Below are 25,939 nucleotides of genomic sequence, written 5' to 3'. Positions count from 1 at the left end.
CGGCTTAACATCGCCCTAACGGATAAAATCCTTGGTTCTTACTTGCCTTTGCGCAGGAGGATGATCTCTAACCTGCTGTTGCGGATGGCGAGCGGGTTCTTCAGCGCGGGCTTGCGGTCGGCAAAGCCGGTGACGCGCTGGATGCGGGCAGGCGCGAAACCCGTTGCCTCGATCAGCTTGCGCATCTGCATCGCGCGTTTGGCCGACAGGTCCCAGGCCGGGTTGTTCTTCAGGACGGCGGGCTGGGCGCGGATATGGCCGTTGATCGCCACCTGGTTGGTCACAAGGCCGAAGACGCGGTTCAGGACGCCTGCCAGTTCGGTCACGACGGGGCGGGGGATGGCGGTGCCCTCCTCGAACAAGGGGTCGTTCTCTACATCGAAGAACTCGATGATCAGGCCTTCGTCGGTGACGCGGGTGGTGATATGGCGCATCACCTCGTCGCTGACCATGCTTTCGCCGCCGATCCCCATCAGCGCCTCTTCGATCTTGCGTACCTCCTCGTCGAACTTGCCCTTGTCGGGCGGATCTTCAAGGGATTCGGTCCCGGTCTGGCCAAGCGCCTGATCCTCTGTCGTCGGTTTCAGGCTGGAGGCGCCGGTGCCGTTCTGGGCGATCTGATCTTCGGAAAAGACGCTTTCGCCGCCGAACGATCCATCGCCGCCGCCCGAGATGCGCGACAGGGGAATGGTCGGGCTGAAATAGTCCGCAATGCCCTTGCGCTGTTTCTCGGTCGTCGCGTTCAGCAGCCACATCAACATGAAGAAGGCCATCATCGCGGTCACGAAGTCCGCGTAAGCGACTTTCCAGGCGCCGCCATGGTGCCCGTCTCCGCCGCTGACCTTCTTGCGTTTGATGATGACCGGCGCGGCATTCGACTGCCTGGCCATTCCACCACCCTGATCTTTCACCCGGGAACCGTCCTATCAGAGGCGGCTTAACGGAGGGCTAATGAGGGTCAGACGACCACTTCGCTTGCCTGTTGCGCGCCGACCTCGAAGACCCGCATATAGCGCGCGACCTGATCCTGCGGCCCCATCGCCTTGTTGGGATTGTCGGAAAGCTTGACGGTCGGTCGCCCGTTCGCGGCGACCGCCTTGCAGACGAGGCTGAAGGGCGCGAGGCCGTCGGCGCGCGCCAGTCCGCGGAAATCGTTGGTCAGAAGCGTGCCCCAGCCGAAGCTGACCTTGACGCGGCCCTTAAAGCGGGCGTGCAGTTCCTCGATCTTCTCGACATCGAGCCCGTCGGAGAAGATCACCAGTTTCTCGCGCGGATCCTCGCCGCGTTCCTTCCACCAGGCGATGGCGGTCTCGGCGCCCGCCGCAGGGTCGCCGGAATCGATGCGGATGCCGGTCCATTGCGCCAGCCAGTCGGGCGCGCGTTTGAGGAACCCCGCAGTGCCGTAGGTGTCGGGCAGGATGATACGCAGGTTGCCGTCATGCTCCTCGTGCCAGTCGGCCAGCACCCGGTAGGGCGCCTGCCGCAGTTCCTCGTCGCTGTCGGCGAGCGCGGAATAGACCATGGGCAGTTCATGCGCGTTCGTCCCGATCGCCTCGATGTCGCGGCGCATGGCGATGCGGCAGTTGGACGTGCCGATGAAGGCAGGGCCAAGCCCCTCGATCATCGCCTGCACGCACCAGTCCTGCCAGAGGAAGGAATGCCGCCTGCGCGTGCCGAAATCGGCGATGCGCAGGCCTTCGATCTTCTTCAGCCGTTCGATCTTTTCCCACAGCCGCGCCATCGCGCGGGCATAGAGAACCTGCAGTTCGAACTTGCCCATTTCCTGCAGGACGGCGCGGGAGCGCAACTCCATCAGCACGGCAAGCGCGGGGATTTCCCACATCATCACTTCGGGCCAGCGGCCTTCGAAGGTCAGCTCGTACTGGCCGTCGCGCTTTTCCAAGTGATAGGCAGGCAACCGCAGCCCCTCGAACCATTCCATGAAATCGGAGCGGAACATCTGGCGCTTGCCGTAGAAAGTGTTGCCGCGCAGCCAGGTGCTTTCGCCGCGGCTGAGCGACAGGGACCGCACATGATCAAGTTGCTCCCGCAGCTCGCCCTCGTCGATCAGTTCGGCAAGGCGCACCTTGGACGACCGGTTGATCAGGCTGAAAGTGACGGTCGTGTCCGGGCGGTTGCGGAAAATCGACTGGCACATCAGCAGCTTGTAGAAATCGTCGTCGAGAAGTGACCGGACGATCGGGTCGATCTTCCAGTTGTGATTATGGACGCGGGTGGCGATATCGACCATGTCAGCCATCCAGCCGCACGCCCGCCGCGCGCATCTTGTCGCGCGCCTGCGCCAGCGAGCCGTTGAGGTCGATCGCCCGGCAGGCGCCTTCGAGAACCGTGACCTTGAAGCCAAGGGCAGCCGCGTCGATGGCCGAATAGGCGACGCAGAAGTCGGTGGCGAGGCCGACGAGCGTGAGATCGCTCACGCCGCGGGTCTTCAGATAGCCCTCAAGGCCCGTCGGCGTTCTATGGTCATTCTCGAAGAAGGCCGAGTAGCTGTCGATGGCGGCGCGGAAGCCCTTGCGGATCACCAGATCGGCCGGATCGGTGCGCAAGCCCTTGTGGAAAGCGGCGCCTTCGGTGCCCTGCACGCAGTGGACGGGCCAGAGGACCTGGGCCCCGTAGGGCATCTCGGTGACGCTGAAGGGCTGGGCGCCGGGGTGGTTTGCGGCGAAGGAGGAATGGTCGGCCGGGTGCCAGTCCTGGGTCAGGACCCTGACCGTGAATTCGTCCATCAGCGCGTTCACGCGCGGTATGATCGCATCGCCATCGGTAACCGCAAGCGCGCCGCCCGGGCAGAAATCGTTCTGCACGTCGATGACGATCAGGGCATGGGTCTCTGGGCGCATGGCTTACCTCCGTGTCCCGCCCATGGGTAAGGAGCGGCGAGGGTGCGGTCAATGGGCCCGGGTTGCGGTGGGCCCGGGCATCTGCTACCTGCGGCGCCTTTCCGGCGGGGGGACCTCATGGCATCGGCAGCGATCGGCGTGGATTTCGGCACGTCCAACTCGGCGGCGGCGGTCCTCAGCGAGGGCCGCGCGGTGCTGGTCCCGCTCGAGCCGGGGCGCGAGACGCTGCCCACCGCGATCTTTCTTGATTATGCGGCGCGCAGGACGCTGATCGGCAGCGCGGCGGTCGGCGCGATGATCGATGGCAAGGACGGCCGCTTCATGCGCGCATTGAAGTCGATCCTCGGCACGCCGCTTGCCCGCGAGCGGCGGCAGTTCCTGAACCGCCGCCTGACGCTTCTGGAGATCGTGGCGGAATTTCTGGCCGAGGTCCGGGTCCGTGCCGAAGCGGCGCTTGGCGGGCCGGTCGACCGCGTCGTCGCGGGCCGCCCGGTGCGGTTTCACAGCGCCGATCCTGAAAGGAATATGCGGGCCGCCGAAGACCTTGCCGAATGCTATGCGATGGCGGGGTTTCGCGAGGTCCGGTTCCTGGCCGAACCGGAAGCCGCCGCGCGGGCGACCGGTGTGGGCGCCGGGTTTGGCCTTATCGTCGACATCGGCGGGGGCACGTCGGATTTCACCCTGTTCGAGGCAGCGGGGCAGGGGCTTTGTGTCATCGCCAGTCACGGCATCCGGCTGGGTGGTACCGATTTCGATCGGATGCTGAGCCTCGCGCGGGTGATGCCTCTCTTCGGCATGGGCGGACAGTTGCGCAATGAACTGGGCCCGGGCCTGCATGACGTGCCGCAGGCCCTGTTCCATGATCTGGCGAGCTGGGAGAAGATCGCCTTCCTCTACAGTCCCGCCACGCTGCGCGAGGTGCGGCTCTGGGCGCGGCAGGCGGTTGACCCTCGCCGATTGGGGCGACTCGTCAGCGTGATCGATGATGAGCTGGGCCATGATGTCGCCTTCGCCGTCGAGGCGGCGAAGCTCGCGGCGAATGACATGGGGTCGGGCATCGTCGATCTGTCGATGGTCGAGCGGGGACTTCAGCCCGCGCTGGCCGCCGCCGACCTTGCCGAAGTGCTGGCCCCGTCCGCCTGGCAGATCGGCCTTGCCATCGGCGAAACGCTTCAGCGGGCGGGTGTCGCGCAGAAGGATGTGGCGCGGGTGATCTTCGTCGGCGGATCGAGCCTTCTTGGCGCGGTCGACCGGCAGGTGCGGGCGCTGTTCCCCGCCGCGTCTTTCGAACGTTCGGACGTCTTCACCGCCGTGGTGCGCGGGCTGGCGCTGGCGGCAGGCGAGGACTGAGGGCGCCCCTTTACCGCGCCGTGCGGGAAGACGATGCTGGGCGCAACGGCTGCAAGGAGATTGACGGATGCGCGCCTTGATCTTCGGTGCGTCGGGGCAGATCGGTCGGGCGGTGGCCCGGGAGCTGTCGGGGCGCGGCTGGGATGTGTCTGCCGCCGCCCGCGGCGGCCGCGCGATTGACGCTGATCTTGCGGTGCGCCTCCGCCCGCTCGCCCAGCCCGGCAGCGCTTCTTGCGCAGGAAGGGTCGTTCGACGCTGTCTTCGCGCCCAACCTGATGACGGCTGCGGATGGCAAGGCTTTGCTTGAGGCGCGGGACAGGTTTGACAGGCTCTGCGTGATCTCCACCGTTTCGGTCTATTGCGATGACGAGGGCCGCTGTCTCGATACTGTCGGCGCGAGTGGCTTTCCGCATTTCGCCTGTCCGCTTGCCGAGACCTCACCCATCCTGCCGCCAGGGGAAGGTTATTCGCGCGGCAAGGCGGCGATGGAGGCCGCCATCGCCGGGCCGGGCGTGTCCATCCTGCGGCCCTCGGCCATCTGGGGCATCGGCGCCCGTCATCCGCGCGAGTGGTGGTTCGTGAAGCGCGCGCTGGATGGGCGGACCTGTGTACCCATTGCCTTCGGTGGCGAGAGTGTCTTTCACACCTGCTCTGTTACGGGAATCGCGCGGCTTGCGGCGCTCTGTATGGCAACCGGGTTCGAAGGGGCGCTGAACGTCGCGGATGCAACGTCGCCGTCCGTGGCGGAGATCGCCGCGACGCTCGGAGATATGCTCGGCCACCGGTTCGATCTTGTTCCTGTCTCCGACCTGCCCGAGGAATGCGCCCATGTGGGCCATACGCCTTGGTCGGCAGAACATCCGATCATCATCGACACGGCGCGCGCCCGGGCACTTGGCTGGAAGCCGGATAGCTATGCCGCCGACAGGCTCGCGCCCTACCTCGACTGGATGCGCGGTCACGAGGCCGACTGGCGGGCGGCCTTTCCGGTCTTTGGCGACTATCGGGCAGATCCGTTCGACTATGCGGCCGAAGATCGGATGCTTGCGGCATGCTGAGCCTTGCTTCGAGAGCTCGCCGGGCGTAAGCGCAGGCGCCATGATCATCGTTGCCGCCCTCTACCAGTTCACGCCATTTCCCGATCCCGCCGCGCTGCGCGGGCCGCTTCTTGCCGCCTGCGAGGCGGCAGGGGTCAGGGGGACGCTTCTTCTGGCGCGCGAGGGGATCAATGGGACCATCGCGGGCTCGCGCGACGGGATCGACGCGGTTCTGGCGCATGTCCGGGCCTTGCCGGGCTGTGCCGGGATCGAGTGGAAGGAAAGCCGCGCCGAGGTGATGCCCTTCGGCCGGATGAAAGTGCGGCTGAAGCGGGAAATCGTGACAATGGGCCAGCCGGATGTCGATCCGCGGGCCCGCGTCGGCAATTATGTCGCGCCCGGGGACTGGAATGCGCTGATTGCGGCGCCTGACGTGGTCGTCATCGACACGCGCAATGACTACGAGGTGGCGATCGGCACATTCGAGGGCGCGGTTGATCCCGGTATCCGCACTTTCCGGGACTTCCCTGACTGGTGGCGCACCCACGCCGCCGAGTTCGAGGGAAAGAGGGTCGCGATGTTCTGTACCGGCGGTATCCGCTGCGAGAAATCGACGAACTTCCTTCTGGGAGAGGGGGTGGCGGATGTCTTTCACCTTAAGGGCGGCATCCTGAAATATCTCGAAGAGGTGCCAAAGGCGGAAAGCCTGTGGAACGGTGCCTGTTTCGTCTTCGATCAGCGGGTGTCGGTAACGCACGGGCTCGCCCCCGGCGATCATGCGATGTGCTATGCCTGCCGCCGTCCGCTGTCGCCGGAGGATCGGGCGCGCCCGGACTATGAGGAAGGCGCAGCCTGTCACCAGTGTGCGGGGGAATATTCAGAGGCGCAGCGCGATGGTTTCCGCGAGCGGCACCGGCAGATGTCGGCGGCGGCGCGGGCCGGGCGCGCGCATTCCGATCCTGGCTAGGCGCTTCCGCCGAATGTTGCCCCAAGCGCGCTGAAACGCCGTTCCGCCACATCGGTCCAGCCGTAGGACTGTGCGGCGGCAAAGGCGCGCTCCCCCCAGTGGCGGCGCAGGTCGACATCATTGGTGAATGCGGCGATGCGGTCGCGCAACTGCCCGATGTCGCGCGTGTCGAACGTCACGACCGCGCCGGTGTCTGCGCCAATGCGACCGGCCCCGAAAGGTGAGGCAAGGATGGGCAGGCCAGCGGCGGCGGCCTCGTAGGTCACCAGGGGATCGCCTTCTTCGAGCGAGGGCAGGACGAAGACATCGGCCGCCGCATATTCGGCGGCCATGTCCGCCATGAACCCCGACGCGCTGACATTGGGCATCTGAAGGACATCGCGGTACAGGCGCTGAAGCTCGCGCCCGCGCAGGCCGACGATGCGCAGGTGGGCGTTTGCGGGGACGTCGCGCCAGGCCTCCAGCAGGTCTTGCAGCCCCTTGCGGACGCAGGAGAGGCCCGCGAACAGGAAGCGGACCGGCGCGGCTGCGGGCTTGTTCGGGCAAAGCCTCACAGTATGCGGCAGGCTGGTGCCATAGCTTGCGGGCAGAATCCGCAGCGCCCCGCCGAGCGACGAGAGACTGCGATCGGTCGCGGGGCTTGGGCTGAAGATCGCGTCGGTAAGCGCGAGGCGCTCCTCCTCGTCGGCGATGCGGGCGTCGGTGATCCGGTGGGTGGGCGGCAGGCCCAGACGGTCGTATTCGGCATCGAGGATCGGCTTGGCATGCCTCATCAGCGTATTGATAGCCTCGGTCACGATGATCATGTCCCGGGCGCGGAGTTCGGCGAAGATGCGCCAGGGCACCGACGGCCAGAGATAGGCGATGTCGCCCGGGCGCAGAACCGAAAGATAGGCTCGGTGCGCGCGCGGCACGCTGAAGCGGCGGGTCAGGCGATGCGGCAGGCGAGCGAACGGGCCGGTGATGAAACTGTGCAGGTCAAAGCCCGCCTCGGCCCTGCCGTCGGAGCGGCTCGTGTGGAGGTCGACCTCGTGGCCGAGCGATGCCGCCGCCCGCATGAGCGAGCGGCAGGTATTACCGACGCCCACATCGGCGCAAGGCATGCTCATCAGGGCGCGGACGGGCCGGATGCGGGCGGGGCTTGTGGTGTGCGGGCCGGGTGATGGCGGGGGCTGGATCAGCATGCGTGCGCCCCGTATCGGGACAGCGATCGACGCGCGCCGACACCGCGGAATGATCGACCCGGGTCTACCCTCCGAGCGCTCACTCCTCGTCCGCCTCTCGCCGGTAGCGTGGTCTTGCGTCCGGCCCGCCAGCGCCGAAGCGGGAATAGACCGTCGCGGTACCATCCCGTGAGGACTTGGGTCCGCTGGCGCTCGGCTCGCGCGTATAGGCGGGTCCGCCGCGCGGCTGCGCCTCGGCGGGCTTGGCATGCCTCCGGCTGTAGGCGAGGCCCGGTCGTGCCGCCTCCGTCCTGGCGGTCGCGGCTTCGTCCGAGCCGAAATCCTCGGGCCGCCAGCCGATCATGCACATGCCCGCCCCGAAGATGAAGAAGACGAACGAATACATCGCTGTCCAGACATGGACAGTGGTCAGCGTGAAGCTGAGGCCGCAGAAAGTGATCATCCAGGCGAGCCGCAGGCGCAGGGCGCGGTCGGAGAAGTCGAGATTTGCGAGGCCGACCTTGAAGAGGCCATGGAAATAGCCGATCGCCAAGATAAGGAAGCCCGGGATGCCGTACCGCATCGCCATGACCAGCCAGAAATTGTCCACGCTGCCCCGCTGCATATAGCCCGGACGGATCCAGTTTCTGAGACCGAGGCCGAAGATCGGGTTCTGCTGGACATTGTACATGCCCCAGGAATTGATCTCGGCGCGGTAGTAGGCCGTTTGCGCCGAGAAGGTCGCGTAGCTCATGATCACCTTCATCGGTGTCCGGTTCGACAGGAGATCGATCGTGACATAGCCGAGCGCCATCAGGCCCAGGAGGATCAACCACTTGCGGGGCACTCGCCAGAGCGCCAGCGCCCAGGTCAGGAGGCCGACCTGCAGCAACACCGCGAGAAGCGCGCCGCTCGACAGCGAAATGAAGACGCCCGCAAAGATGATCGCGCAGCCGATAGCGCGTTTGAACAAGCTCAAACGGCCATGAAAGCCGAGGAGGAGAAGCGTGAAAGCGACCGAACAGAAGAGCCCATAGTGAATCGGATGAGCAAAGACATTCTGGACGCGTTCGAGCCCCATACGCTTGGGATTGTCGATGTCCTCGACTGACCCAATGCCCGGCAATGCCTCGATCAGCGTGGGGATCACCGGTTTGCCGGTCTTCAGTTCCGGCAGGCCGAAGGGCAGAAGGACGATGATCAGAAGGACGAGCGCCTTGATCAGCTTCTCGAACTGGTCGGGTGTCCGTATATAGGCGCGCGCAACAAGATAGCCGCCAAGAAACTCGACCGCCGCCGATCCGACGTTTTCCACGACACGATTGGGATTGTTCACCGCTATCGCGATCGTCGCCCAGAGGATATGCACGAAGAAGAGAATATCGACCGCCAGGACGCGCCCAAACTCCCCCGAGAACAGGCGCGCGCTGAGGGGCAGCACCATGATCAGCAGCAGAAGCCGCAGGGGTGTCATCGCGACGCTGCCGATATTGAAGGCCACCGGTGTGATGACGCAAATCAGATAAAGCCAAACGACTGGTGACAAGCCTGCCGAGAGTGCACCGATCCGCGACCTAGTGCCTGACACTGCTGTGGGCGCTTGGCGCGCGTATGTGGTTGTAGACGACAAGCGGTGGTTCCGTCTGGCGAGCGACAGCTCTTTTCCGGCACGATAGTGGAATTCCCTAGCACAGGCGAGTGTCGCCGACATGGATGAAGCTGCCATTGTTTCACATTGGCGTTTACTCTCGCCCCCTGATCACAATTGCGGCCAGATCGGGCGTCGGCAGGCGCCCTCTGGCGTGTTGAGCGAAGGTGACCGGGCCGTTCGTCGATTCAGCGATGGGCGCAACTCTGGGGCTGTTCGTGGTACTTCCCAGAATACGATTGTCGCGATGCGCGGGACCGGTACTGCGCCCGATCGCCATGGCGGCGCGAGTCATCCGGGCAGGCGCCGCGAACCGCTCCGGACCGGTCGGAGCGAATGTGGATCCCTGTCCCCAAAGAGCGGGATCCTGAATGTTCAATCTTTCCCTGTCCTTCCAGATGAACCGTCATCAGCAGAATGCCGGGCCACCCAGCGGTTTCGTGACGATGACGGCCTTCACGCGCGACAAGACGTTGTTCGACAGCAGCTTTGCCTTCGGCGGGGCAAGCGCGACCCTGGCCATCAGCGGTACCGGAAGCCCGGACGAGCCGGTAGAGGCGCGAGCCGTTTCGCTGGACGACGGTGGCGCGACAACCACTGCCTGGGCCGATGTCGGCACGATCTCGTCCGGCGGCACCTGGTCGGGCCAGATCACCGCGCCGCGCAGCGCCTCGTGGTTTCGCCCCGAGGTCAGGCTGAAGAACCAGCCGGGCGTGGTGGCGCAGGGCGCGAACCGTTTCGGCGTCGGCCATGTGATCGCGATCTGGGGCCAGTCGGAGCCGGAGCGGATCATCAACAGCTTCTACAATGGCACGACCGCGCCTGCGGTCAGCGACCCCGAGGCGGTCCAGATCATCATCGGTGCCGCATCGACGCCGCAACGCATTCTGATCTCGAACAGCCAGCCCTACACGGCGGCGGTTGCGGCAATGGCTGCGACACTGATCGCCGCGCGCCCGGGCGAAAAGTTCGCGGTCATCTTCCAGACGGTGGCCGGCACCGACCCAAGGGCGCTCGTCGACGATTCCGACCCGAGCCGCCTGTGGTCGGCCGACAAGGCGCTGCACGACTTTGCTACCGCAGACGGCCAGAAGGTCGGCATCGCCGCCATGTCCTGGTACGCCTCGCCTGGCAATCTGGCGGCGAGCTATGGTCAGGCGCTCTATCCGCTCTTCTCAGGCAAGGACACTGCGGGCGCTGCGGTGACTTTCCCGGCGACGATCAACTACGGGTCCGGCCAGTCCTATCACGCCGATCACTGGTTCGGGGAACTCTACGACTATACCAAGACGAAATGGGTGATCTACGGTCCCCACCGCTTCGACATCGACGCCGACATGCAGGATGCCACCCACTATGCGGGAGGCGCACCGAACACCAACCTCGTGAACAAGCAGCTCGTCCGCGACAGCGTGCGCGCGATGCTTGCGCTTCCGTCGGCGACGATGTTCCTGCCCCTGGGCATCGAGCCGACCACGTACGTCAACGGCTATGACGATGGCGCGGGCGGCTGGACCGACCTTGCCCATCCGGCGGGCGGCACGACCGACGGGGTGCAGGCCCTTGCCCGCTTGACCGCCCATGCGGTTCTGCGGGCGGCGGGCCTGTCGACCTGGGCGGTGCCCGTCTTCGACAATTGCCTGTGGGAACCGACCGGCGCCTATGTCGAGGCCTGGTCCTCGGCCGGCGCGATCACCACGACCAGGCTTGCGCGCGCCGAGGCGGCGCTGCCCGCGTCCTTCCCGCACTGGACGACGGTCATGGGTTTTCAGGTCAACGGGGCGCCGGCGCAGAATGCGCAGATCGTCGCGGGGCGGGTGCGGATCTTCAAGAACGGCGGGGGGAATTTCACCGCGGCCGACACGATCCAGTTCGGCGAAGGCGGGGCGAGCGGCCAGATCCAGTTCCCCGAGGATCACGTGAACGGTATCTGGAAGAACCTGCCGATCGTCGATGTCGGGGTGGCTGGCGTGAGCGGCATTCCGGTTCGGCCCCTGCCTGCGACATCGGTCTTTGCCAATACGTTGCCGGTCGGGACACCGACGTTCACCACCTCGGCGACAGGTCCCTATTACGTTTCGCCGACAAATATCCCGGCCGGCACCGCGGCGATCACCTTTTCGGGAAGGTTCCGGCTGCCGTCCTTGCCCTCGACGACCCAGATCATCTTCGCGCAGGACAATCTGGGGTTCGACATCGAGATCATGAACAACGGAAACCTGCGCGCAAATGCGCGCGACGGGCTTTCGGTCAAAGTCATCAACAACGTCGTGGTTCCGGCCGGTATCCAGGCCAACGTCTGGTACGACCTGATCTGTGCAACGGATCAGGTCGCCCAGAATATGCGGATATCGTTGAACGGTGTCGTCATTTCCACACTCGGCTTCTCGGCGAGCGGCAACGGACTTTTCCTGAGCAATCGCGCGGCGGGTTTCCTGGCACGGAAGTCGGCGACGCTCCAGTTTATCGGCGATATCGAATATCTGAAGATGTGGTACTCAGTGACAGGCAGCGCGACCGAGCCCGCGACCACACCGATCAAGCATATCACCGGGCCCGCGGCCGTGGCGAATGGCGACAGCTGGAAACTTGGCTCCAACGCGACCTGAGAGGCCAAGACGGCAAGTCTGGAGACCCGACGAAGAAAAGCGCAGAACCGGGGTCCGGTTCTGCGCTTCTTGGTTTGTTGCGGGCGACAGGGTTACCAGAGCGCGACTATGCCGCCGGCGGTGGTGCCGGTGGCATTGACGCCGAGGGCGCGCACCGGCAGGAAACTGCCGCCCTGGGCGTTCGCGAAGACGACGGTTCCGCCGCCCGGCATCCTGAGCGACACATTGCCGCCCTGGCCGATGTAAAGCGCGCGCGGCAACTGCGCCAGATCGTTGGTGTCGTGCGGAACGACCGTCGACGCATCGCGTGCGGGGGCTGTCAACGTCGTCGGATATTCGGAAAACTTGTCCATAGTGGATCCTGTCATGGTGGCCGGGTAATGCCGTCCTAGGCGGGCGCCACGGATGTGCGCGCCTCGACGGGGCTAACATCGGCATGATTTTCGACCCGTCTTAAGATCGGCGGAATGCTGCGCGCGCAGGGACTGTTTACAACTTTTAGATAGTGTTACCGTCCGTATGGCGGACAATGATTAATGATTGATAGGATATTCGCGTCAGATTTGGCTGAACTGACATAACCAAACTCCATTTGCGCCGCATCTTTGCCATGTTCGGATTCATTGTTGATGGCGGGGATACACTCGCGACCGGAAGGACGATTACATGAAGCTGCTTGGTTCCATGCTGCTCGCCAGCCTGGCCCTCGGGGTCAGCGCGACCGCATTGTCAGCCGCCGACTATTATATCATGCCGGTAAGGCCAGGTCCGGTTGCCGGAACGCCGCTGGCTGCCATTTCGCTCAAGGCCACCAAACGGGTGAGCCGCCTGAGGCTGAACGTGAACGAGCGCGGCAACACTGCGGGCAAGTGGGTGAGTGTCGGAGAGCCCACGACGACGACCGAGCCGGCCACATCGACGCCTACGAGCGCTGAGCCGCAGTTCAGCACGACGACAGAGACGGCCACCACCAGCCCCACCACCAGCTCTGCCACGACCGCCACGAGCCCGACGGCGCCGCCTTCGGCAGGGCCGACTTATCCGTCTGTCGCAGCGCTTCTCAAGTCAGGCAAGCTGCAGGGTGGTGACCGGGTCTTCCTGATGGAGGGCTACCACGGCCCGATCAACATCAGCGGTTACAAGTTTTCAAGCACGGTTACCTTCGCGCCCGTGCCCGGGCAGACGGCTCAGGTCGACTCGGTCCTGATCGGCAATTCCGCGAATGTGACGATGCGGGACCTGAAGGTCTGGGCGACGTCGGCGAATGCAGGCTCCGGCCCGCTGATCCGGACTTACACCAATTCGAGCGACATTGCCTTCTATGGCATGGATGTGCGCTCGGTGCCGGATGCAGCGAAGTATCTGTCCTGGAACCTCACGACCTGGAGGGCCAACAAGCGTTCGGGCTTCCTGCTTCAGGGCGCGCGCAACATCGCGGTCGGGAACCGAGTCACGGGTATCTACCATGGCATTCATATCGAAGGGCCGCAGAACCAGATAATCGACAATATTGTAGACGGGTTCTCGGCCGATGCGATGCGGGCGCTTGGCAACGATTCTCTCGTGCGCGGCAACAAGGTGCAGAACTGCTTCCAGATCGACGCCAACCATGCAGACGGGTTGCAGTCCTACTCGCGCGGACCGACCGGAAAGCCCGGGGCGGGAACAGTCTACAACCTCGTTATCGAGAACAACAAGATATTCGAATGGACCGCGCCCACCACGAATGCGCTCAAGTGCAAGCTGCAGGGCATCGGCATGTTCGACGGCATGTTTGATGGCACGCAGATCCGTAACAATGTGATCTCGGTGACCGCCTACCATGGCATCACGATCGCGGGCGCCCTGAACACGAAGATCACCCAGAATACGGTGATCAATGCGCTGGGGCAGGGGACCAACTATCCCTGGATCGCTGTCAACAAGCACAAGAACGGCACACAATCCAAGAACGTCGTGATCGGCAACAATGCGGCCAACCAGATCCAGAGCACGTCCAAGGCGGCCAACAATATCGTGGTGTCCAACAATGTCGTGGTGAGAAAAATCGCGACCGAGTTCACGGACTATCGCGGTCAGGATTTCACCTTGATGCCTGGCGCGCTCTCGGCGAATGCGGGCAGCTCGACGTACCAGACGCCTTCCGACATCCTCGGCGCACCGCGGCCGAAGGGCACGGCGCCCGACGCGGGTGCCTACGAGAGCCAGTAGCACCTACCTCAAAATTCGCACGGATCCGTCGGCAGCGATGCCGGCGGGTTTGTGTTTGAAATGTGGCGGATCGTGCCGGAGCACGATTCGCCTCAGCATGTGCGGATCGAGCCGGAGCGGGGCTATCGGCCGCCAGTGCAGACGCCCCAGCCTCTCCCGGCAGGGTCTTTTTCAAGGCTGCGTGGAGGTATCGCCCTCTGCGCCTCCCAATTTTGTCACTATTCTAGAAACTGTATCCAGCAAAACGACTTACGGTTTCCGATTCGCGCGCTATGAGCGGGCGAAGCTATACCTTGCCGTCCATTGGCATATTTTGTCGAAATCTGGGCGAAACATCGTTCCAATCCTGATGAAATGTGTTAGAACTATGGCAAAGGGTGCGGATGGCAGACGTGGGGTTTACACGATGTACTTGAAGAATTTGGTTCGTGGGCTGTGCGCAAGCGCCGTCATGGCGCTGGGTGCGGTTGGTACGAACGCAGCAGTTATCGACTTTACCGCCGCGTCGACCGGTACGTCCGGATCGATCATGAATGGGGCGGTTACCTGGACGATGACCGGCAGCGGCTATCTGAACAACTCGCAACTGTTCGATGGCAACAGCAAGCCGACCGGCACGGGTCTCGCGTTCGAGCGTGACGGCTACGGCGTCGGTCTGAACGATGACGAGATCACCACGACGCCGATGCGTCAGGAATGGATCGAAGTCGCCTTCAGCTCGCCGGTGATGGTAAGCGCCTTCTACTTCCTCGACCTGTTCCAGGCGCGGACGGGCGGGACGCTCGAAATCGGCCAGGCTTCCATTGATGGCGGCGCGCCCGTGTCTCTCGTTGCGGTCGATCTGGCCGGGACAGGCGCTGCGGGCTTCGTCGCGGCGGCTTTCCAGCCGATCTACGCCTCTGTGATCCGCTTCACCGTGCTGAACAGCAACGACAACCTCGGCTATGCCGATGGTGCGCTTGCCGGGATCGAACTGGCGCCGGTGCCGGTGCCTGCGGCAGGTCTGATGCTGCTTGGCGGTCTTGGCGGTCTGGCGATGTTCCGTCGGCGCGCACGGGCCTGACGCTCACAACAGCATGTGAAATAGCGATAAGGCCGGGCTCTCGCCCGGCCTTTGTCCTTTTCATTCCGCATCACTGGGAAATCGTGCACGGATCTATTCGTAGGCTTCGTAACCGTAACCTGCGGACGGGTCTTCGTAGCGGCATTTGTTCAGCACAACACCAAGCACATTGGTCAGTTGCGCCAGTTCCTTCTCGCAGACATCGATGTTCGGCAGGGTCGTGCTTTCAGCTGCCACCACGAGAAGCGAGCAATCGACATTGCCAAGGAAGCCCACATTGTCGTCGCTTGCCAGCATCGGTGACATGTCGAAGATCATGATGTCGGGTTGCCAGGCGGCCTCGACCGCCTTCAGCACCTCGCGGCTGCGATCGCTGTGCAGGACTTCGGCAGGGTGGCGCGAGGGCGTTGCATTCATGGCGATGATCAGGTTCGTGCCGACACGGACGCAGGCTTCGGCCACGTTTGCCTTTTCCTCAAGCACCTCGTGAAACGACCGCGCAGGCTGATAGCCGATCAGCTTGTGCAGCGCAGGCCGTCTGAGGTCGAGGTCGATGAGCATGACCCGCAGGTCGCGCTGCCGCGCGAGGCTGAGCGCGAGGTTCAGCGACACGGTCGTCTTGCCGCAAGCCGCGTTGGGCGAGGTCACGGCGAGCCGCCTCCAGCCCGCGTCCTTCATCAGCCGGATCGTGCGTGACCTGAGCATGTCGTAGGGGGTCGCTTCCTTGCCCCCCAGAAGCGAAGCAAGTCGGCTGCCGCGGGCCTGCTCGACGGTGATCGACAGTTCCGGCAGGGCCGACCAGTCGGCAGCGCCGCGCGGGGCCTGTTGTGTCCCTGCCTGCCGGGGTGCCCGCGGCGCGACCTCTTCGTCACCCAGAGATGACTTTCGCGCCTCGCGGGCCTTGGCCAATGCTGCTTCGAGCTTTTCCATCGTGGGTCTCGCTAATTCTTACCTGCCCGCCCTGCTGTCAGAGGCGGATACCAAATTGACGCGCCACCCGGTCGAGAAGGATATCGAGCGGCTGGTAGAATACATGCACCGCATAGATCATCGCCGGAATCCCGACGACCGCCATGAACATCATGCCGATGAACATCGACCGGCGCTGCAAGGTCTCGGCCGGGGTGCGCATGTAGGGGATCGTCACCAGGGGCGTGATGCCGAAGGCCGAAACGATATCCTTCGGGCGGCGCACAGCGCGGTTCAGAAGCTCGGTCAGGAAGATGGTGCCGAGCCCGAGGAACATGCCCATCGCCATGCCGCCCACCGCGATGAGCGGCCGGTTCGGCTTGGCCGGGCGGTTGGGGACAGTCGCGGCGTCAAGCACCGAAAGCTTCTCGCCCTTCGACAGGATCTCGATCCGTTCACCGGCCGAGGCTTTCGACAGGTTGCCGACCGCGGCGTTATATTGCTGCTGGATGTTCGAATAATCGCGGTTCAGCGCGTCAAGCGCGATCTGGTTGGCGGGCGTCCGGTCGATCGTCTCCTGCAGGGCCGTCATCTGTTCGGCGATCTGGTCGCGGTTCTGGGTCTCTAACGCGATCTTTGAATCGATGTCGGCAAGTTGGACGTCGAACATCGTGGCTGTCGGATTCGCGGCATCGGCGGGCGGTGCCGTCTGGTTCTTCACGATCTCTTCGAGCTGCGCGATCTGCACTTGCAGCAGCTTCACCTTCGGATGGTCGGGCGCCAGCACCGCAAGCGTCTGGCGCAGCTGATCGTTCAGCGCGGCGAGCTGCTTGGCCTCGGGCGTCTGCGGCGCCACGGCATTGCCAACCTGGCCCGTCGATTCATACAGCGCCTTCAGACGCTCCCGCTGGTCCTGCAACTGGCGGATATTCTGTTCCGCCGTGTCGAGCTTGCCTTGCAGCGTCGTCTGCTGGCTGAGCCGGAAGGCCAGTGTCGAGGGCAGCGCGTCGGAATTCTTGTTCTGGAAGTCGAGGATCTTGGCGCTTAGCTGGTCAAGCTCGGCGCTCAGCCGCTTCACTTCCTGTTCAAAGAAATCGACGGTCGCCTCGGCGCTCTTGGTGCGCTGATCGACGTCCTCTTTCAGGATCTGCGTGACATATTCATTGACCACGGCCGCAGCAATCCTGCCGGTATCGGCCGAGAAAGTCAGGTTCATGATCGTCGCTTCGCCCTTGTTGGCGCTTTTCTTGATCGTGGTCGCCTGACGCATCGCCTTGACCACCTCGTCCGGCGTCATCTTCTTGATGTCCTTGAAGACATTCAGGCGGTTGGCGATGTCGATCAGGTTCTGCCGCGTCATCAGCTTGTTCTCGATCAGCTGCAGCTTTTCGAGGGCGGCCGCCTGTACGGTCGGTGCGGCCAGCGCGCCGGGGATGGTCGAGGATTCAAGCACGAGCAGCGAGGTCGCCTGGTAGACCGAGGGCAGAAGGAACGCGGCGGCAATCGCGGTGGCTGACACCAGGGCGGTGATGATGATGAAATAGTGAATCCGGCGGAGGAAAACCGCGAAATAGAAGGACAGATCGAAGTTCATTTCCGTTTCTCTTCCTCGGCCGCGATCTGCGCGGCGAAAAACACGCCATCATCCAGCACAGATTGCACGACCTGCGCATCGACGTGATGATGGTCCGTACTCCAGGCGTAAAGCAATGCCATGTCGCACAATTGATTGATGAGCCGCGGCACGCCGCGCGTCGCCTTGTGGATCACGGCTGCCGCTTCGGGCGTTATCTCCGCCCCGGTTCCGCCCGCAGCGCGCAGCCGGTAGGAGATCAGTTCTCCCACGGCCTTTTCATCGAGCGGCATCAGATGGAAACTCGCCGCGATCCTTTGCGCCAACTGGCGCAAGGAAGGGTCCAGCACCATGTCGCGCAATTCCGGTTGTCCGACCAGCACGAGCTGGATCACCTCGTCCTTGCCCGAGTTGATGTTCGTCAGCATCCTCAGCTCTTCAAGGCTTTCGGGCGACAGGTTCTGCGCCTCGTCGAAGATCAGGACGACGCGGCGCCCGGCGGCATACTCGTCGATCAGGAAATCCTGCAATTGCTGGAACAGTTGCACATATCCGACCGCCGGGTTGAACCGCACGCCAAGCGCGTTCAGGACCCACTGGATCAGTTCGCCCCGGCCGCCTTGCGCGTTCGAGATCAGGCCGACCGTAACCTTCGCGCCGAACTGGCGCAGAAGCTCGCGCAACAGGGTGGTCTTGCCGCAGCCGACACCGCCCGTGACCAGCGTGATCGGCGCGCGCGACAGGATGCCGAATTCAAGGACGGAATAGGCACGCCGGTGCTGGGCCGACCAGAACAGGAAGTCCGGGTCGGGGACGAGCGTGAACGGCCTTTCCCGGAATCCGAAGAAATCCATGTAGAAGCCGATGCTGCCCGTATCTTCTGCTCTGGTCTCCACGACCTTGTTCATCCGCTCTTCCACCGTCGCCGCAACCACCCTGCGCGCTGTAACCCCGCAAAGCAAGGTCACAGAAGGGCTTACACCTCACTGCTCACACCAGTTCGTCAACTTGATGGCGATCCTATGCAAGCCTGCCGGGACATATGGCGAGCGCTGCTTGATTCGGCCATCTTTGCCGGCTTTCCGGCCCTTCCGGGCGCAAGAAGCCACATTGCTGCCGCCATTGTTTCAGTTTTGCTGCCTATTCATGCCGGGCGACGGCGTTTTGCGCTCTGACGCTGGCAAAGTCCATCTGTATTGGCGGGAATCCTCCGGGGCCTGTTAAACATGGCCAAATCTTCTTTTGTCGGTGGCGGCGAAGGTGTATCAGGAACGTGGGAGGGGGCTCTCCCGCAAGTTTTGGAATTTCCACGGCCCTCGGGCCGCGAAAGATATTGTTTCGACCAAGCTGGGAATCGGTTCGACTTTATGACCATGCAGTTTAATGACATGACCGACGAAATTCATTCGGCCTCGGCGCCGCTGGGGCAGGTCGCTCTCCCGGCGCGGCAGGGCGTCTATCGCAAGTTTTTCAAACGCTTTCTGGACGTGGCCGTCGTGTTGGCTGCGGCTGTCGTCGTGGCGCCGGTCGTGACGCTTCTTGCGCTGATCGTGATGATGGATGGCGAGAACCCGTTCTATACCAGTGACCGTGTTGGCAAGGGCGGACGCAATTTCCGCATGATCAAGCTCAGGACCATGGTCGCGGGCGCGGACAAGCGGCTTGAGGGTTATCTGGCGGCAAACCCGGACGCACGCCGCGAATGGGACGCGACGCAGAAGCTCAAGTACGACCCGCGTGTCACCATGCTTGGCCGCTTCCTGCGCAAATCCTCGCTCGATGAGTTGCCGCAACTGTGGAACGTGCTGATGGGCCACATGTCCCTGGTCGGGCCGCGGCCGATGATGCCGGAACAGCGCGCGCTTTATCCCGGCCTTTCCTATTATGGCCTGCGTCCGGGCATCTCCGGCCTCTGGCAGATTTCCGACCGTAACAGTTGCACGTTCGCCAAGCGTGCGGAATTCGACAATGATTATGACCACGTCTTGTCTTTCCGCACCGATCTGATGATCCTGTTGAAGACTTTCGGCGCGGTTGCGAAGGGGACTGGGTACTAGTTCAAACCTGTTATCTGCCGGCAGAGCACGCTATGCCCTTGCGTGATGCTGCTGAGTGTGTTTTCGGCGCGGGCAGTCGCGCTGGCAAGGTGAGCTGAACCCGTGATGAGACAACGCCTGTCCCTGACCCTTGCCCTTGTCCTGACAATGGGTTTTCTTGCTGCATGTGACACGGCCGAACAGCGGGCTGAGCGGCATTTCAATTCCGGTCTCGAGTATTTGCAGGCGGGCGACATTGATCGCGCGCTCGTCGAATTCCGCAATGTCTTCAAGCTCAACGGCGAACATCACGATGCGCGTCTCGCCTATGCCGAGGCCGAGCGCGGGCGCGGCAACCTGCGCGAGGCCTACAGCCAGTATCTGCGCCTGATCGAACAATATCCCAATGACGTGGCAGGGCTGAAGGCGCTGTCCGAGATGGCGGCCGACAGCGGCGAATGGGCGGATGCCGAGACATTCGTCACGCGAGCCCTTGCGGTCGCCCCGGACGACCCTTCCCTTCAGGCGACGCGGCTTCTCGTGACCTACGGACAAGCGGTCGAACGCAGCGACAGTGCGGCGATCCTCAAGTCGGTCGACGCGGCGCGCGCGCTGCGCGAAAAGGTCCCCGACAATCTGACGCTTTATAAGGTCATCATCGACGACCTGATCCGCGGGCAGTCGCTGACTGAAGCGCTGGATGAGCTGAACCGGGCCATCGCTGTCGCGCCGACCGAGAAGCTGTTCTATGCGCAACGTCTGTCGGTCAATGCCGCACTGCAGGACAATGCGGCGGTCGAGCGCGGCCTGATCGAGATGATCGAGGCCTTTCCCGACGCTCCCGAGATGCCAGAGGCGCTGCTGCGCTGGTATCTGTCGCGCAAGGAATATGACAAGGCGGAAGCCTTCCTGCGCCAGCGGGCGACGGATGTGCCCGATGACATGCAGAACCTGACGTCGCTGGTGCGGTTCCTCGGGGAATATCGCGGTGCGGATGCGGCCCTTGCAGAGATTGACCGGCTGATCGAGAGCGGCCAGCAGGCGACAGTCTTCCGCTCTGCCCGTGCCGGTTTCCATTTCGATCAGGGTGACCGCGAGGGCGCGATCACCGAGATGGAGGCACTGCTTGACGATGTGACCGATGCCGACGAAGCGCGTTCGGTCAGGGTCGCGCTCGCACGGATGAAGCTTGCGGTCGGCGACAACGACGGCGCCCGGGCGCTGGTCGATGATGTCCTGTCCGAGGATTCCGGCAATGTCGAGGCGATCAAGCTGAGGGCCACCTGGCAAATCATGGATGACGATGCCAGCGACGCGGTCGCCATCCTCAGGGACGCGGTCGACCAGAACCCGCGCGATGCGTCGCTTCTGACCCTGATGGCGCAGGCCTACGAGCGTGACGGCCAGCGCGACCTGATGCGCGACACGCTCGCTCAGGCGGTCGAAGCCTCCGGCCGGGCGCCGGCGGAATCCTTGCGCTACGCCCAACTGCTCGCCTCGGAGAACAAGCTATTGCCGGCCGAGGGCGTTCTGGTCGAGGCGCTGCGCCTGTCGCCGGGAAATGACGCTTTGCTGGTGCCGCTCGGTCAGCTCTATGTCGCGCTGCAGGACTGGCCGAGAGCCGAGACGGTTGTAAGGGAGCTGGAGACGCAGAAGGATCAGCGGCTCGCAAATGACATCGGCGCGCTCCGGGCCTCGATCCTCGAAGGCCAGCAGAAGGCGGGCGATGCCCTTGACTATCTGGAACGGCTGGCCAATGCCGAAGGCACCCGTACGGATGCGAAGGTGGCGGTTCTGCGCAACCATCTGGCCAACGGGCGCAATGCCGAGGCGCTGGCCTATGCGGCGAAGATACTCGCCGAGGATCCCGACAACAGGGATGTGCAGTTCATCCATGCCACGGTTCTGGCGCTGACCGGCGATCAGAAAGGGGCAGAGAACGAATATCGCGCGCTGCTCGTCCAGTCGCCCGACCGCACCGACATCTGGATGGCCCTGGTCCGGGCGGTGGCGCTCGACCCGGCGCGCCGGGCCGAGGCGCTGACACTTCTGGATCAGGCGCTGACCATCAACCCGACCTCGGGCGAGTTGCGCTGGGCCAAGGCGGGCATCCTCGAGGGTCAGGGCGATATCGAGGGCGCGATCGCCATCTACGAGGTTCTCTATCAAGAAAATTCGGCGAACCCGATCGTCGCGAACAACCTTGCGAGCCTCCTATCCAGTTACCGCAAGGACGCCGACAGTTTGCGGCGTGCCGAAATCATCGCGCGGCGCCTGCGCGCCAGCGACGTGCCCGCCTATCAGGACACCTACGGCTGGATCGCCTATCTCAATGGCAATTACGGCGATGCGCTCAGCGAACTTGAACGGGCTGCGAACGGCCTCCCCAACGATCCGATGGTCCAATATCATCTGGCGATGGCCTACAAGGCATCCGGCGCCAGTGCCGACGCGGCGAAAAGATTCGCCGCAGCCCTGGCGCTTGTTGCGGAAGACGATTCGCGGGAATTCGTGATTTCGGCGAAAGAAGAGCTGGAAAGGCTCAAAGCTGCCGGATTTGTCGCCGATTAGCCATAAAGGTGTTGCCGCGCGGGCACGAACGTTGCGATCGAGTTTACGAACCGTTTCGAGTCTTGTTAATGTTTTGAAAAAGAACGGGCCGCTTCTAATCTGGGTCCGATCAATAGATAGGGTGCCAAAATGCTCAGAACCCTCCTCGGCCTCATGCTGGCCCTCATGCTCGCGCCCATGGCGCTTGCCCAGACCTACAGGATTCAGTCCGGCGATGTGCTGAACATGGAAATCCTCGAAGACCCGAGCCTCAACCGGAACCTCCTCGTCCTGCCCGACGGCACGGTCAGCCTGCCGCTTGTCGGCGCGATCAAGGCCAGCGGCCAGTCGATCGACAGCATGCGTTCGTCGATCTCGGCTGCGCTCGCCTCGAAATTCGCCGCTCCGCCCACGGTGTTCCTGTCAGTCGGACAGCTCAACCCGACGACGCAGGCGGTGGCCAACGCGGCCGCGGGTCTTGCGGCGCAGAATGTCACGCAGTCGGGCATGATGTCGGTCTATGCGATGGGCGAATTCAACAAGCCCGGCCGTCTGGACGTGGTTCCCGGCACCACGCTTCTGCAGTTCCTGGCCGAGAACGGCGGCCTGACGCGCTTTGCGGCAACAAAGCGCATTCAGCTGCGCCGGGCGGATTCCAAATCCGGCAAGGAAACGGTATATAACTATAACTACAAGGCAGTGCAGCAGGGTGCGAGTGCGCCGGTCATCGTTCTGCGTCAGGGCGATGTGATCGTGGTACCGGAGCGCCGCCTCTTCGAATAACAGGCAGGATATCGGGTGGGATCAACGACGAGCAGACTGGCGGTCATCGCCGCACTCGCAACACTCTGGCCGACCTACGCCTCCCCTCAACAGGGAGGCACAGGTGCATCCGGAGGGCTTCAGGTCGACATAGGCGTCAGCACGACGCTGAAGTACGATGACAATTTCGCCCTGACGCCCGGCGGCGGCGCCGGCGATACCATGATCTCAGACACCAATCTGAGCTTCGGCCTCACCAGCAGGAATTCGGCGCACGATCTGTCGATCCTTGCGACAGGCGTCCTGCGCTTTGCCGATATTCCCGGCCGTTCGGTCAGCGGACTTGAAGATCCGACGTTGAAACTTCGCTATGTCACCGACAGCGTGAACAGCCGCCTGACGCTGACGGGCAGCTACCGCGACGTCGATCGCGAGTTCCTCAACCCGTTCCAGGTGGAACGGGAAGAACAGCAGTTCGGGACATTGGTCGGCAATGGCGGCACCTTGCGCGACACCAACCTCGGCCTGAAATACGAGGTGGGCCTGACCGCGCCGCTTGGCTTCACGATCGACCTGAAGCATGCCGAGAAGGATTACAGCAACGTCCTCAATCCGCGCATCTTCGATACCGAGACAAACAGCGCGACCGGCACGCTCAAGTTCCGGCTGAGCCCGGTTGCGACCGCGCGCCTTGTCGCTGGCCTGTCGCGGTATGAGGCGAATGACGCATTCCAGACCAGGCGGACAACGCAGGACCTTTCGGTGGGCCTCGCCTACGAGATCAATTCGGTCCTGACTTTCGACGGCCAGATCGGCCTGACCGATGTGGAAACCGTCCGCAACACCGGCACGACAAACCGGGATGGCCTGTCGTCCGATCTTCGGCTGACCAAAGCCTTGCCGAACGGCTCTGCTTTCGGGGCCTTCAAATCCTCGGTCAACCAGAACGGCCGCCGCTCGACCCTGACCTTTGGTCGCGACCTGCAGCTGCCGCGCGGCAATCTGCGCGCCTCGCTCGGTGTCACGGACGCCGATATCGGCGACATGGGCTGGATCGCCTCGATTGCCTATAATATCCAGCTGCCGTCCGACACGCTGACCCTGTCGCTTGATCGCAGCGCCTCGACCAACAACAACGACCAGGAAGTGGTCGATACCAGGATCGGTGTCGACTACACCCACCCGATCGACACGATCTCGCGGCTCAGGCTCAGCCTCGATTGGGGCGAGCAGGACACCAGCACCAGCATTTTCGCGCCGGGCGACACGGTCGAACTGACGACGCTTCAGGCGACCTACAGCCGCGACCTGACTGCCGACTGGAACCTGACAGGCGGCGTCGAATACCGGCAACGCAAGGAAACCGGTCTGGCCGACGCGGATTCGACCTCGCTCTTCGTGACGCTCGGGCGGAATTTCAGCTATCGTCCGTGAAACGGCGCGCTTTGCCCCGGCCCATTGTTTCCGGGGCGGGCGTGACCCGGACCAGACGAAGAACCTGCGCTTATTTGATTACGCCGGCGCCGGACTTTGACCTATAAGGGTCAGGTAACCTGCGGAAAATGATGACAGAGACCAGCAGAGTTCGAGGCCAGACATCCACCACCGGCTCGGCGCTTGCGCTGAGCCCGGCGGGCTTTGGCCTGTTTGCGCTTCTCTGTCTTGCGTCACTGCCGATCTTCTGGATCGGCTTCCGCTCGCTTGCGGCCGCCTGGTCCACGGCCGAATACAGCCACGGCCCGCTTATCCCGCTGATCTCGCTCTATCTCTTCCTGCGCGAGATGCGGCGCGAGCCTTGGCCGGTTGCGCAGGTGCGTGATGGCTGGCAGGGTCTTCTTCTGATCGGTGCGTCGCTCCTCGTGGCGCTTCTGGGCAATTTCATGCGCGTGCCCGACATCGTGACCTATGCGTACATCTTCTGGGTCTCCGGCGTGGTGATCGCGATCTTTGGCTGGCGGCGCGGGCGGCGCCACCAGTTGCCGGTCTTCCATCTGGTCTTCATGCTGCCCCTGCCGCAGATCCTCTACTGGAAGCTCACGATCTTCCTGCAATGGATATCCTCGGCGATCGGGGTCTGGTTCGTCAGTCTCGCGGGCGTTGCCGTCTATCTGGAAGGCAATGTGATCGACCTCGGGGTCTACAAGCTCCAGGTGGCCGAGGCTTGCTCGGGCCTGCGCTACCTCTTCCCGATCCTCAGCTTCTCCTACCTCTTCTCGATCCTCTATCGCGGTCCGCTTTGGCACAAGATCGTGCTTCTTCTGTCCGCCGCGCCGATCACCGTCTTGATGAATTCCTTCCGGATCGGCGTGATCGGCATCCTTGTCGACCGCTACGGGATTAAGCAGGCCGAGGGCTTCCTGCATTTCTTCGAAGGCTGGGTGGTCTTCCTCCTGTGCGTCCTCATCCTTTTTGCCATGGCCATCGCGCTGCAGCGGCTGACGCCCAATCCCAAACCCCTGTCCGAGGCGATCGACCTTGATTTCGAGGGGTTCGGCCGCATCCTCGCCCGCGTGCTGACGCTGCGCCCAACCTTGTTCCTTGCCGGCGCGGTGATGCTCACCGGTGCCGTATCGGGCGCCTGGCACTTCGCCCCCGCCAAGGCGGTGATCGAGCCCGCGCGCACCAACCTGACGCTTTACCCGCGCGAGATCGCGGGCTGGTCGGGCTACAGCCAGCGGCTTGAGCCGGAAATCGAGAAAGTGCTCGCCGCCGACGATTACGTGAACACGGTTTACAAGGCGCCCGCAGAGAAGGATGTAGTGGCGCTCTTCGTCGCCTATTATCGCAAGCAGACCGAAGGCCAGGGCATCCATTCGCCCGAGGTCTGCCTGCCGTCGGGCGGCTGGGAAATCTTCAGCCTGCAATCGGTGCCGGTCGACATGACAGCGGCGGGTTACGGCACCTTCGCCGCCAACCGCGCGATCATCCAGAAAGGGCTGATGAAGCAGCTGGTCTATTACTGGTTCGAAGGGCGTGGCACGCGCGAGACCAACGATTTCCGCGCCAAGCTGAACGTGCTTTACGACAGCCTTGCCAAGGGGCGGACCGACGGCGCGCTCGTCCGCTACGTCACGCCGATCAATCCGGGCGAGACCGAGGCGGAGGCCGAGGCGCGGCTTATACGCTTCATGGCCGAGAGTTTGAAATCTCTGCCGAAATACGTGCCGTTCTGATTTGGTCCGGGTTCCTGTAACCGGGCG

20 protein-coding genes and 1 pseudogene are annotated in these 25,939 nt (G+C 63.4%); 12 read left to right on the top strand and 9 right to left on the bottom strand.

The annotated features are described in order from the left end of the window. Positions 1 to 38 precede the first annotated feature (38 nt). The 3 genes from P0645_RS12250 to pncA all read right to left on the bottom strand — a co-directional run bounded on the left by P0645_RS12250 (position 39) and on the right by pncA (position 2,861). A complete protein-coding gene (locus P0645_RS12250) occupies positions 39 to 890 on the bottom strand; it encodes a flagellar motor protein MotB (RefSeq protein ID WP_284164876.1) in 852 nt (283 codons plus the stop codon). 68 nt (positions 891 to 958) lie between these two features. Continuing rightward, the gene (gene pncB / locus P0645_RS12245) at positions 959 to 2,251 is read right to left on the bottom strand and encodes a nicotinate phosphoribosyltransferase (protein ID WP_284164875.1); all 1,293 of its coding nucleotides are present in this window, start codon (positions 2,249 to 2,251) and stop codon (positions 959 to 961) included. 1 nt (position 2,252) lies between these two features. Continuing rightward, entirely contained in the window at positions 2,253 to 2,861 is a 609-nt protein-coding gene (gene pncA / locus P0645_RS12240; RefSeq protein ID WP_284164874.1) for a bifunctional nicotinamidase/pyrazinamidase, read from the bottom strand. A 117-nt stretch (positions 2,862 to 2,978) separates the two neighbouring features. On the opposite strand from pncA, the gene P0645_RS12235 reads away from it, so the two are divergent. From P0645_RS12235 to trhO, 4 genes and pseudogenes are all read left to right on the top strand, one after another. Further along, positions 2,979 to 4,211 carry an Hsp70 family protein gene (locus P0645_RS12235; RefSeq protein ID WP_284164873.1) on the top strand — a complete coding sequence of 411 codons (1,233 nt, stop codon included), beginning with the start codon at positions 2,979 to 2,981 and terminating at the stop codon, positions 4,209 to 4,211. A 67-nt stretch (positions 4,212 to 4,278) separates the two neighbouring features. Then, positions 4,279 to 4,341, top strand: a pseudogene (locus P0645_RS19350) (hypothetical protein); the annotation flags it as partial. A 46-nt stretch (positions 4,342 to 4,387) separates the two neighbouring features. Continuing rightward, complete coding sequence (locus P0645_RS12230; protein WP_284164872.1) at positions 4,388 to 5,269, top strand: NAD-dependent epimerase/dehydratase family protein; 882 nt, start codon at positions 4,388 to 4,390, stop codon at positions 5,267 to 5,269. A 40-nt stretch (positions 5,270 to 5,309) separates the two neighbouring features. Beyond that, positions 5,310 to 6,215: an oxygen-dependent tRNA uridine(34) hydroxylase TrhO gene (gene trhO / locus P0645_RS12225; RefSeq protein ID WP_284164871.1), complete on the top strand. Its 906-nt coding sequence runs from the start codon at positions 5,310 to 5,312 to the stop codon at positions 6,213 to 6,215. On the opposite strand, the gene P0645_RS12220 is transcribed toward trhO, so the two are convergent. Next, a complete protein-coding gene (locus tag P0645_RS12220) occupies positions 6,212 to 7,399 on the bottom strand; it encodes a glycosyltransferase family 4 protein (RefSeq protein ID WP_284164870.1) in 1,188 nt (395 codons plus the stop codon). The genes trhO and P0645_RS12220 overlap by 4 nt on opposite strands. A 79-nt stretch (positions 7,400 to 7,478) precedes the next feature. Then, complete coding sequence (locus tag P0645_RS12215; protein ID WP_284164869.1) at positions 7,479 to 8,852, bottom strand: O-antigen ligase family protein; 1,374 nt, start codon at positions 8,850 to 8,852, stop codon at positions 7,479 to 7,481. Between the two features lie 545 nt (positions 8,853 to 9,397). On the opposite strand from P0645_RS12215, the gene P0645_RS12210 reads away from it, so the two are divergent. Then, positions 9,398 to 11,635: a LamG-like jellyroll fold domain-containing protein gene (locus tag P0645_RS12210; RefSeq protein WP_284164868.1), complete on the top strand. Its 2,238-nt coding sequence runs from the start codon at positions 9,398 to 9,400 to the stop codon at positions 11,633 to 11,635. A 92-nt stretch (positions 11,636 to 11,727) separates the two neighbouring features. On the opposite strand, the gene P0645_RS12205 is transcribed toward P0645_RS12210, so the two are convergent. Further along, positions 11,728 to 11,988, bottom strand: coding sequence for a spike base protein, RCAP_Rcc01079 family (locus P0645_RS12205; protein WP_284164867.1), 261 nt, complete (start codon positions 11,986 to 11,988; stop codon positions 11,728 to 11,730). A gap of 313 nt (positions 11,989 to 12,301) precedes the next feature. On the opposite strand from P0645_RS12205, the gene P0645_RS12200 reads away from it, so the two are divergent. Both P0645_RS12200 and P0645_RS12195 read left to right on the top strand, forming a co-directional pair. Further along, positions 12,302 to 13,846, top strand: coding sequence for a right-handed parallel beta-helix repeat-containing protein (locus P0645_RS12200; RefSeq protein ID WP_284164866.1), 1,545 nt, complete (start codon positions 12,302 to 12,304; stop codon positions 13,844 to 13,846). Between the two features lie 529 nt (positions 13,847 to 14,375). Then, positions 14,376 to 14,909 carry a VPLPA-CTERM sorting domain-containing protein gene (locus tag P0645_RS12195; RefSeq protein WP_284164865.1) on the top strand — a complete coding sequence of 178 codons (534 nt, stop codon included), beginning with the start codon at positions 14,376 to 14,378 and terminating at the stop codon, positions 14,907 to 14,909. 93 nt (positions 14,910 to 15,002) lie between these two features. Here the strand turns inward: P0645_RS12195 and P0645_RS12190 are convergent, their stop codons facing one another. The 3 genes from P0645_RS12190 to P0645_RS12180 are packed head-to-tail and all read right to left on the bottom strand — an operon-like array spanning position 15,003 to position 18,299. Further along, positions 15,003 to 15,839, bottom strand: coding sequence for a CpsD/CapB family tyrosine-protein kinase (locus P0645_RS12190; protein ID WP_284164864.1), 837 nt, complete (start codon positions 15,837 to 15,839; stop codon positions 15,003 to 15,005). Positions 15,840 to 15,876: 37 nt separating this feature from the next. Further along, on the bottom strand, positions 15,877 to 17,412 hold the full coding sequence (locus tag P0645_RS12185; RefSeq protein ID WP_284164863.1) for a GumC family protein: 1,536 nt from the start codon (positions 17,410 to 17,412) through the stop codon (positions 15,877 to 15,879). Continuing rightward, positions 17,409 to 18,299, bottom strand: a complete 891-nt coding sequence (locus tag P0645_RS12180) for an ExeA family protein (protein ID WP_284164862.1) — start codon at positions 18,297 to 18,299, stop codon at positions 17,409 to 17,411. Before P0645_RS12180 ends, P0645_RS12185 begins: the two co-directional genes overlap by 4 nt. Positions 18,300 to 18,617: 318 nt before the next feature. On the opposite strand from P0645_RS12180, the gene P0645_RS12175 reads away from it, so the two are divergent. The 5 genes from P0645_RS12175 (at position 18,618) to xrtD (ending at position 25,912) form a co-directional block, all read left to right on the top strand. Then, complete coding sequence (locus P0645_RS12175) at positions 18,618 to 19,448, top strand: sugar transferase (protein WP_284164861.1); 831 nt, start codon at positions 18,618 to 18,620, stop codon at positions 19,446 to 19,448. A 105-nt stretch (positions 19,449 to 19,553) separates the two neighbouring features. Next, positions 19,554 to 21,998: a tetratricopeptide repeat protein gene (locus P0645_RS12170; protein WP_284164860.1), complete on the top strand. Its 2,445-nt coding sequence runs from the start codon at positions 19,554 to 19,556 to the stop codon at positions 21,996 to 21,998. A gap of 129 nt (positions 21,999 to 22,127) precedes the next feature. Continuing rightward, positions 22,128 to 22,760, top strand: coding sequence for a polysaccharide biosynthesis/export family protein (locus tag P0645_RS12165; protein ID WP_284164859.1), 633 nt, complete (start codon positions 22,128 to 22,130; stop codon positions 22,758 to 22,760). Positions 22,761 to 22,775: 15 nt separating this feature from the next. Beyond that, complete coding sequence (locus tag P0645_RS12160) at positions 22,776 to 24,173, top strand: hypothetical protein (protein ID WP_284164858.1); 1,398 nt, start codon at positions 22,776 to 22,778, stop codon at positions 24,171 to 24,173. Between the two features lie 131 nt (positions 24,174 to 24,304). Beyond that, positions 24,305 to 25,912, top strand: coding sequence for a VPLPA-CTERM-specific exosortase XrtD (gene xrtD / locus P0645_RS12155; RefSeq protein WP_284164857.1), 1,608 nt, complete (start codon positions 24,305 to 24,307; stop codon positions 25,910 to 25,912). Positions 25,913 to 25,939: the final 27 nt, after the last annotated feature.

Source organism: Frigidibacter sp. SD6-1, assembly GCF_030143255.1.
Taxonomy (GTDB): domain Bacteria; phylum Pseudomonadota; class Alphaproteobacteria; order Rhodobacterales; family Rhodobacteraceae; genus TMP-24.
The sequence above is the reverse complement of the archived record's forward strand: the minus strand, read 5'-3'. Positions and strand labels throughout refer to the sequence as shown.

Coding starts and splice junctions, on each gene's coding strand:
- P0645_RS12210 (WP_284164868.1), top strand. CDS start 9,398: ATGTTCAATCTTTCCCTGTCCTTCCAGATGAACCGTCATCAGCAGAAT.
- P0645_RS12175 (WP_284164861.1), top strand. CDS start 18,618: ATGGCCAAATCTTCTTTTGTCGGTGGCGGCGAAGGTGTATCAGGAACG.
- P0645_RS12185 (WP_284164863.1), bottom strand. CDS start 17,412: ATGAACTTCGATCTGTCCTTCTATTTCGCGGTTTTCCTCCGCCGGATT.
- P0645_RS12190 (WP_284164864.1), bottom strand. CDS start 15,839: ATGGAAAAGCTCGAAGCAGCATTGGCCAAGGCCCGCGAGGCGCGAAAG.
- pncB (WP_284164875.1), bottom strand. CDS start 2,251: ATGGTCGATATCGCCACCCGCGTCCATAATCACAACTGGAAGATCGAC.
- P0645_RS12195 (WP_284164865.1), top strand. CDS start 14,376: ATGAATGGGGCGGTTACCTGGACGATGACCGGCAGCGGCTATCTGAAC.
- pncA (WP_284164874.1), bottom strand. CDS start 2,861: ATGCGCCCAGAGACCCATGCCCTGATCGTCATCGACGTGCAGAACGAT.
- P0645_RS12205 (WP_284164867.1), bottom strand. CDS start 11,988: ATGGACAAGTTTTCCGAATATCCGACGACGTTGACAGCCCCCGCACGC.
- P0645_RS12235 (WP_284164873.1), top strand. CDS start 2,979: ATGGCATCGGCAGCGATCGGCGTGGATTTCGGCACGTCCAACTCGGCG.
- P0645_RS12220 (WP_284164870.1), bottom strand. CDS start 7,399: ATGCTGATCCAGCCCCCGCCATCACCCGGCCCGCACACCACAAGCCCC.
- xrtD (WP_284164857.1), top strand. CDS start 24,305: ATGACAGAGACCAGCAGAGTTCGAGGCCAGACATCCACCACCGGCTCG.
- P0645_RS12165 (WP_284164859.1), top strand. CDS start 22,128: ATGCTCAGAACCCTCCTCGGCCTCATGCTGGCCCTCATGCTCGCGCCC.
- P0645_RS12170 (WP_284164860.1), top strand. CDS start 19,554: ATGAGACAACGCCTGTCCCTGACCCTTGCCCTTGTCCTGACAATGGGT.
- P0645_RS12250 (WP_284164876.1), bottom strand. CDS start 890: ATGGCCAGGCAGTCGAATGCCGCGCCGGTCATCATCAAACGCAAGAAG.
- P0645_RS12215 (WP_284164869.1), bottom strand. CDS start 8,852: ATGACACCCCTGCGGCTTCTGCTGCTGATCATGGTGCTGCCCCTCAGC.
- trhO (WP_284164871.1), top strand. CDS start 5,310: ATGATCATCGTTGCCGCCCTCTACCAGTTCACGCCATTTCCCGATCCC.
- P0645_RS12200 (WP_284164866.1), top strand. CDS start 12,302: ATGAAGCTGCTTGGTTCCATGCTGCTCGCCAGCCTGGCCCTCGGGGTC.
- P0645_RS12180 (WP_284164862.1), bottom strand. CDS start 18,299: ATGAACAAGGTCGTGGAGACCAGAGCAGAAGATACGGGCAGCATCGGC.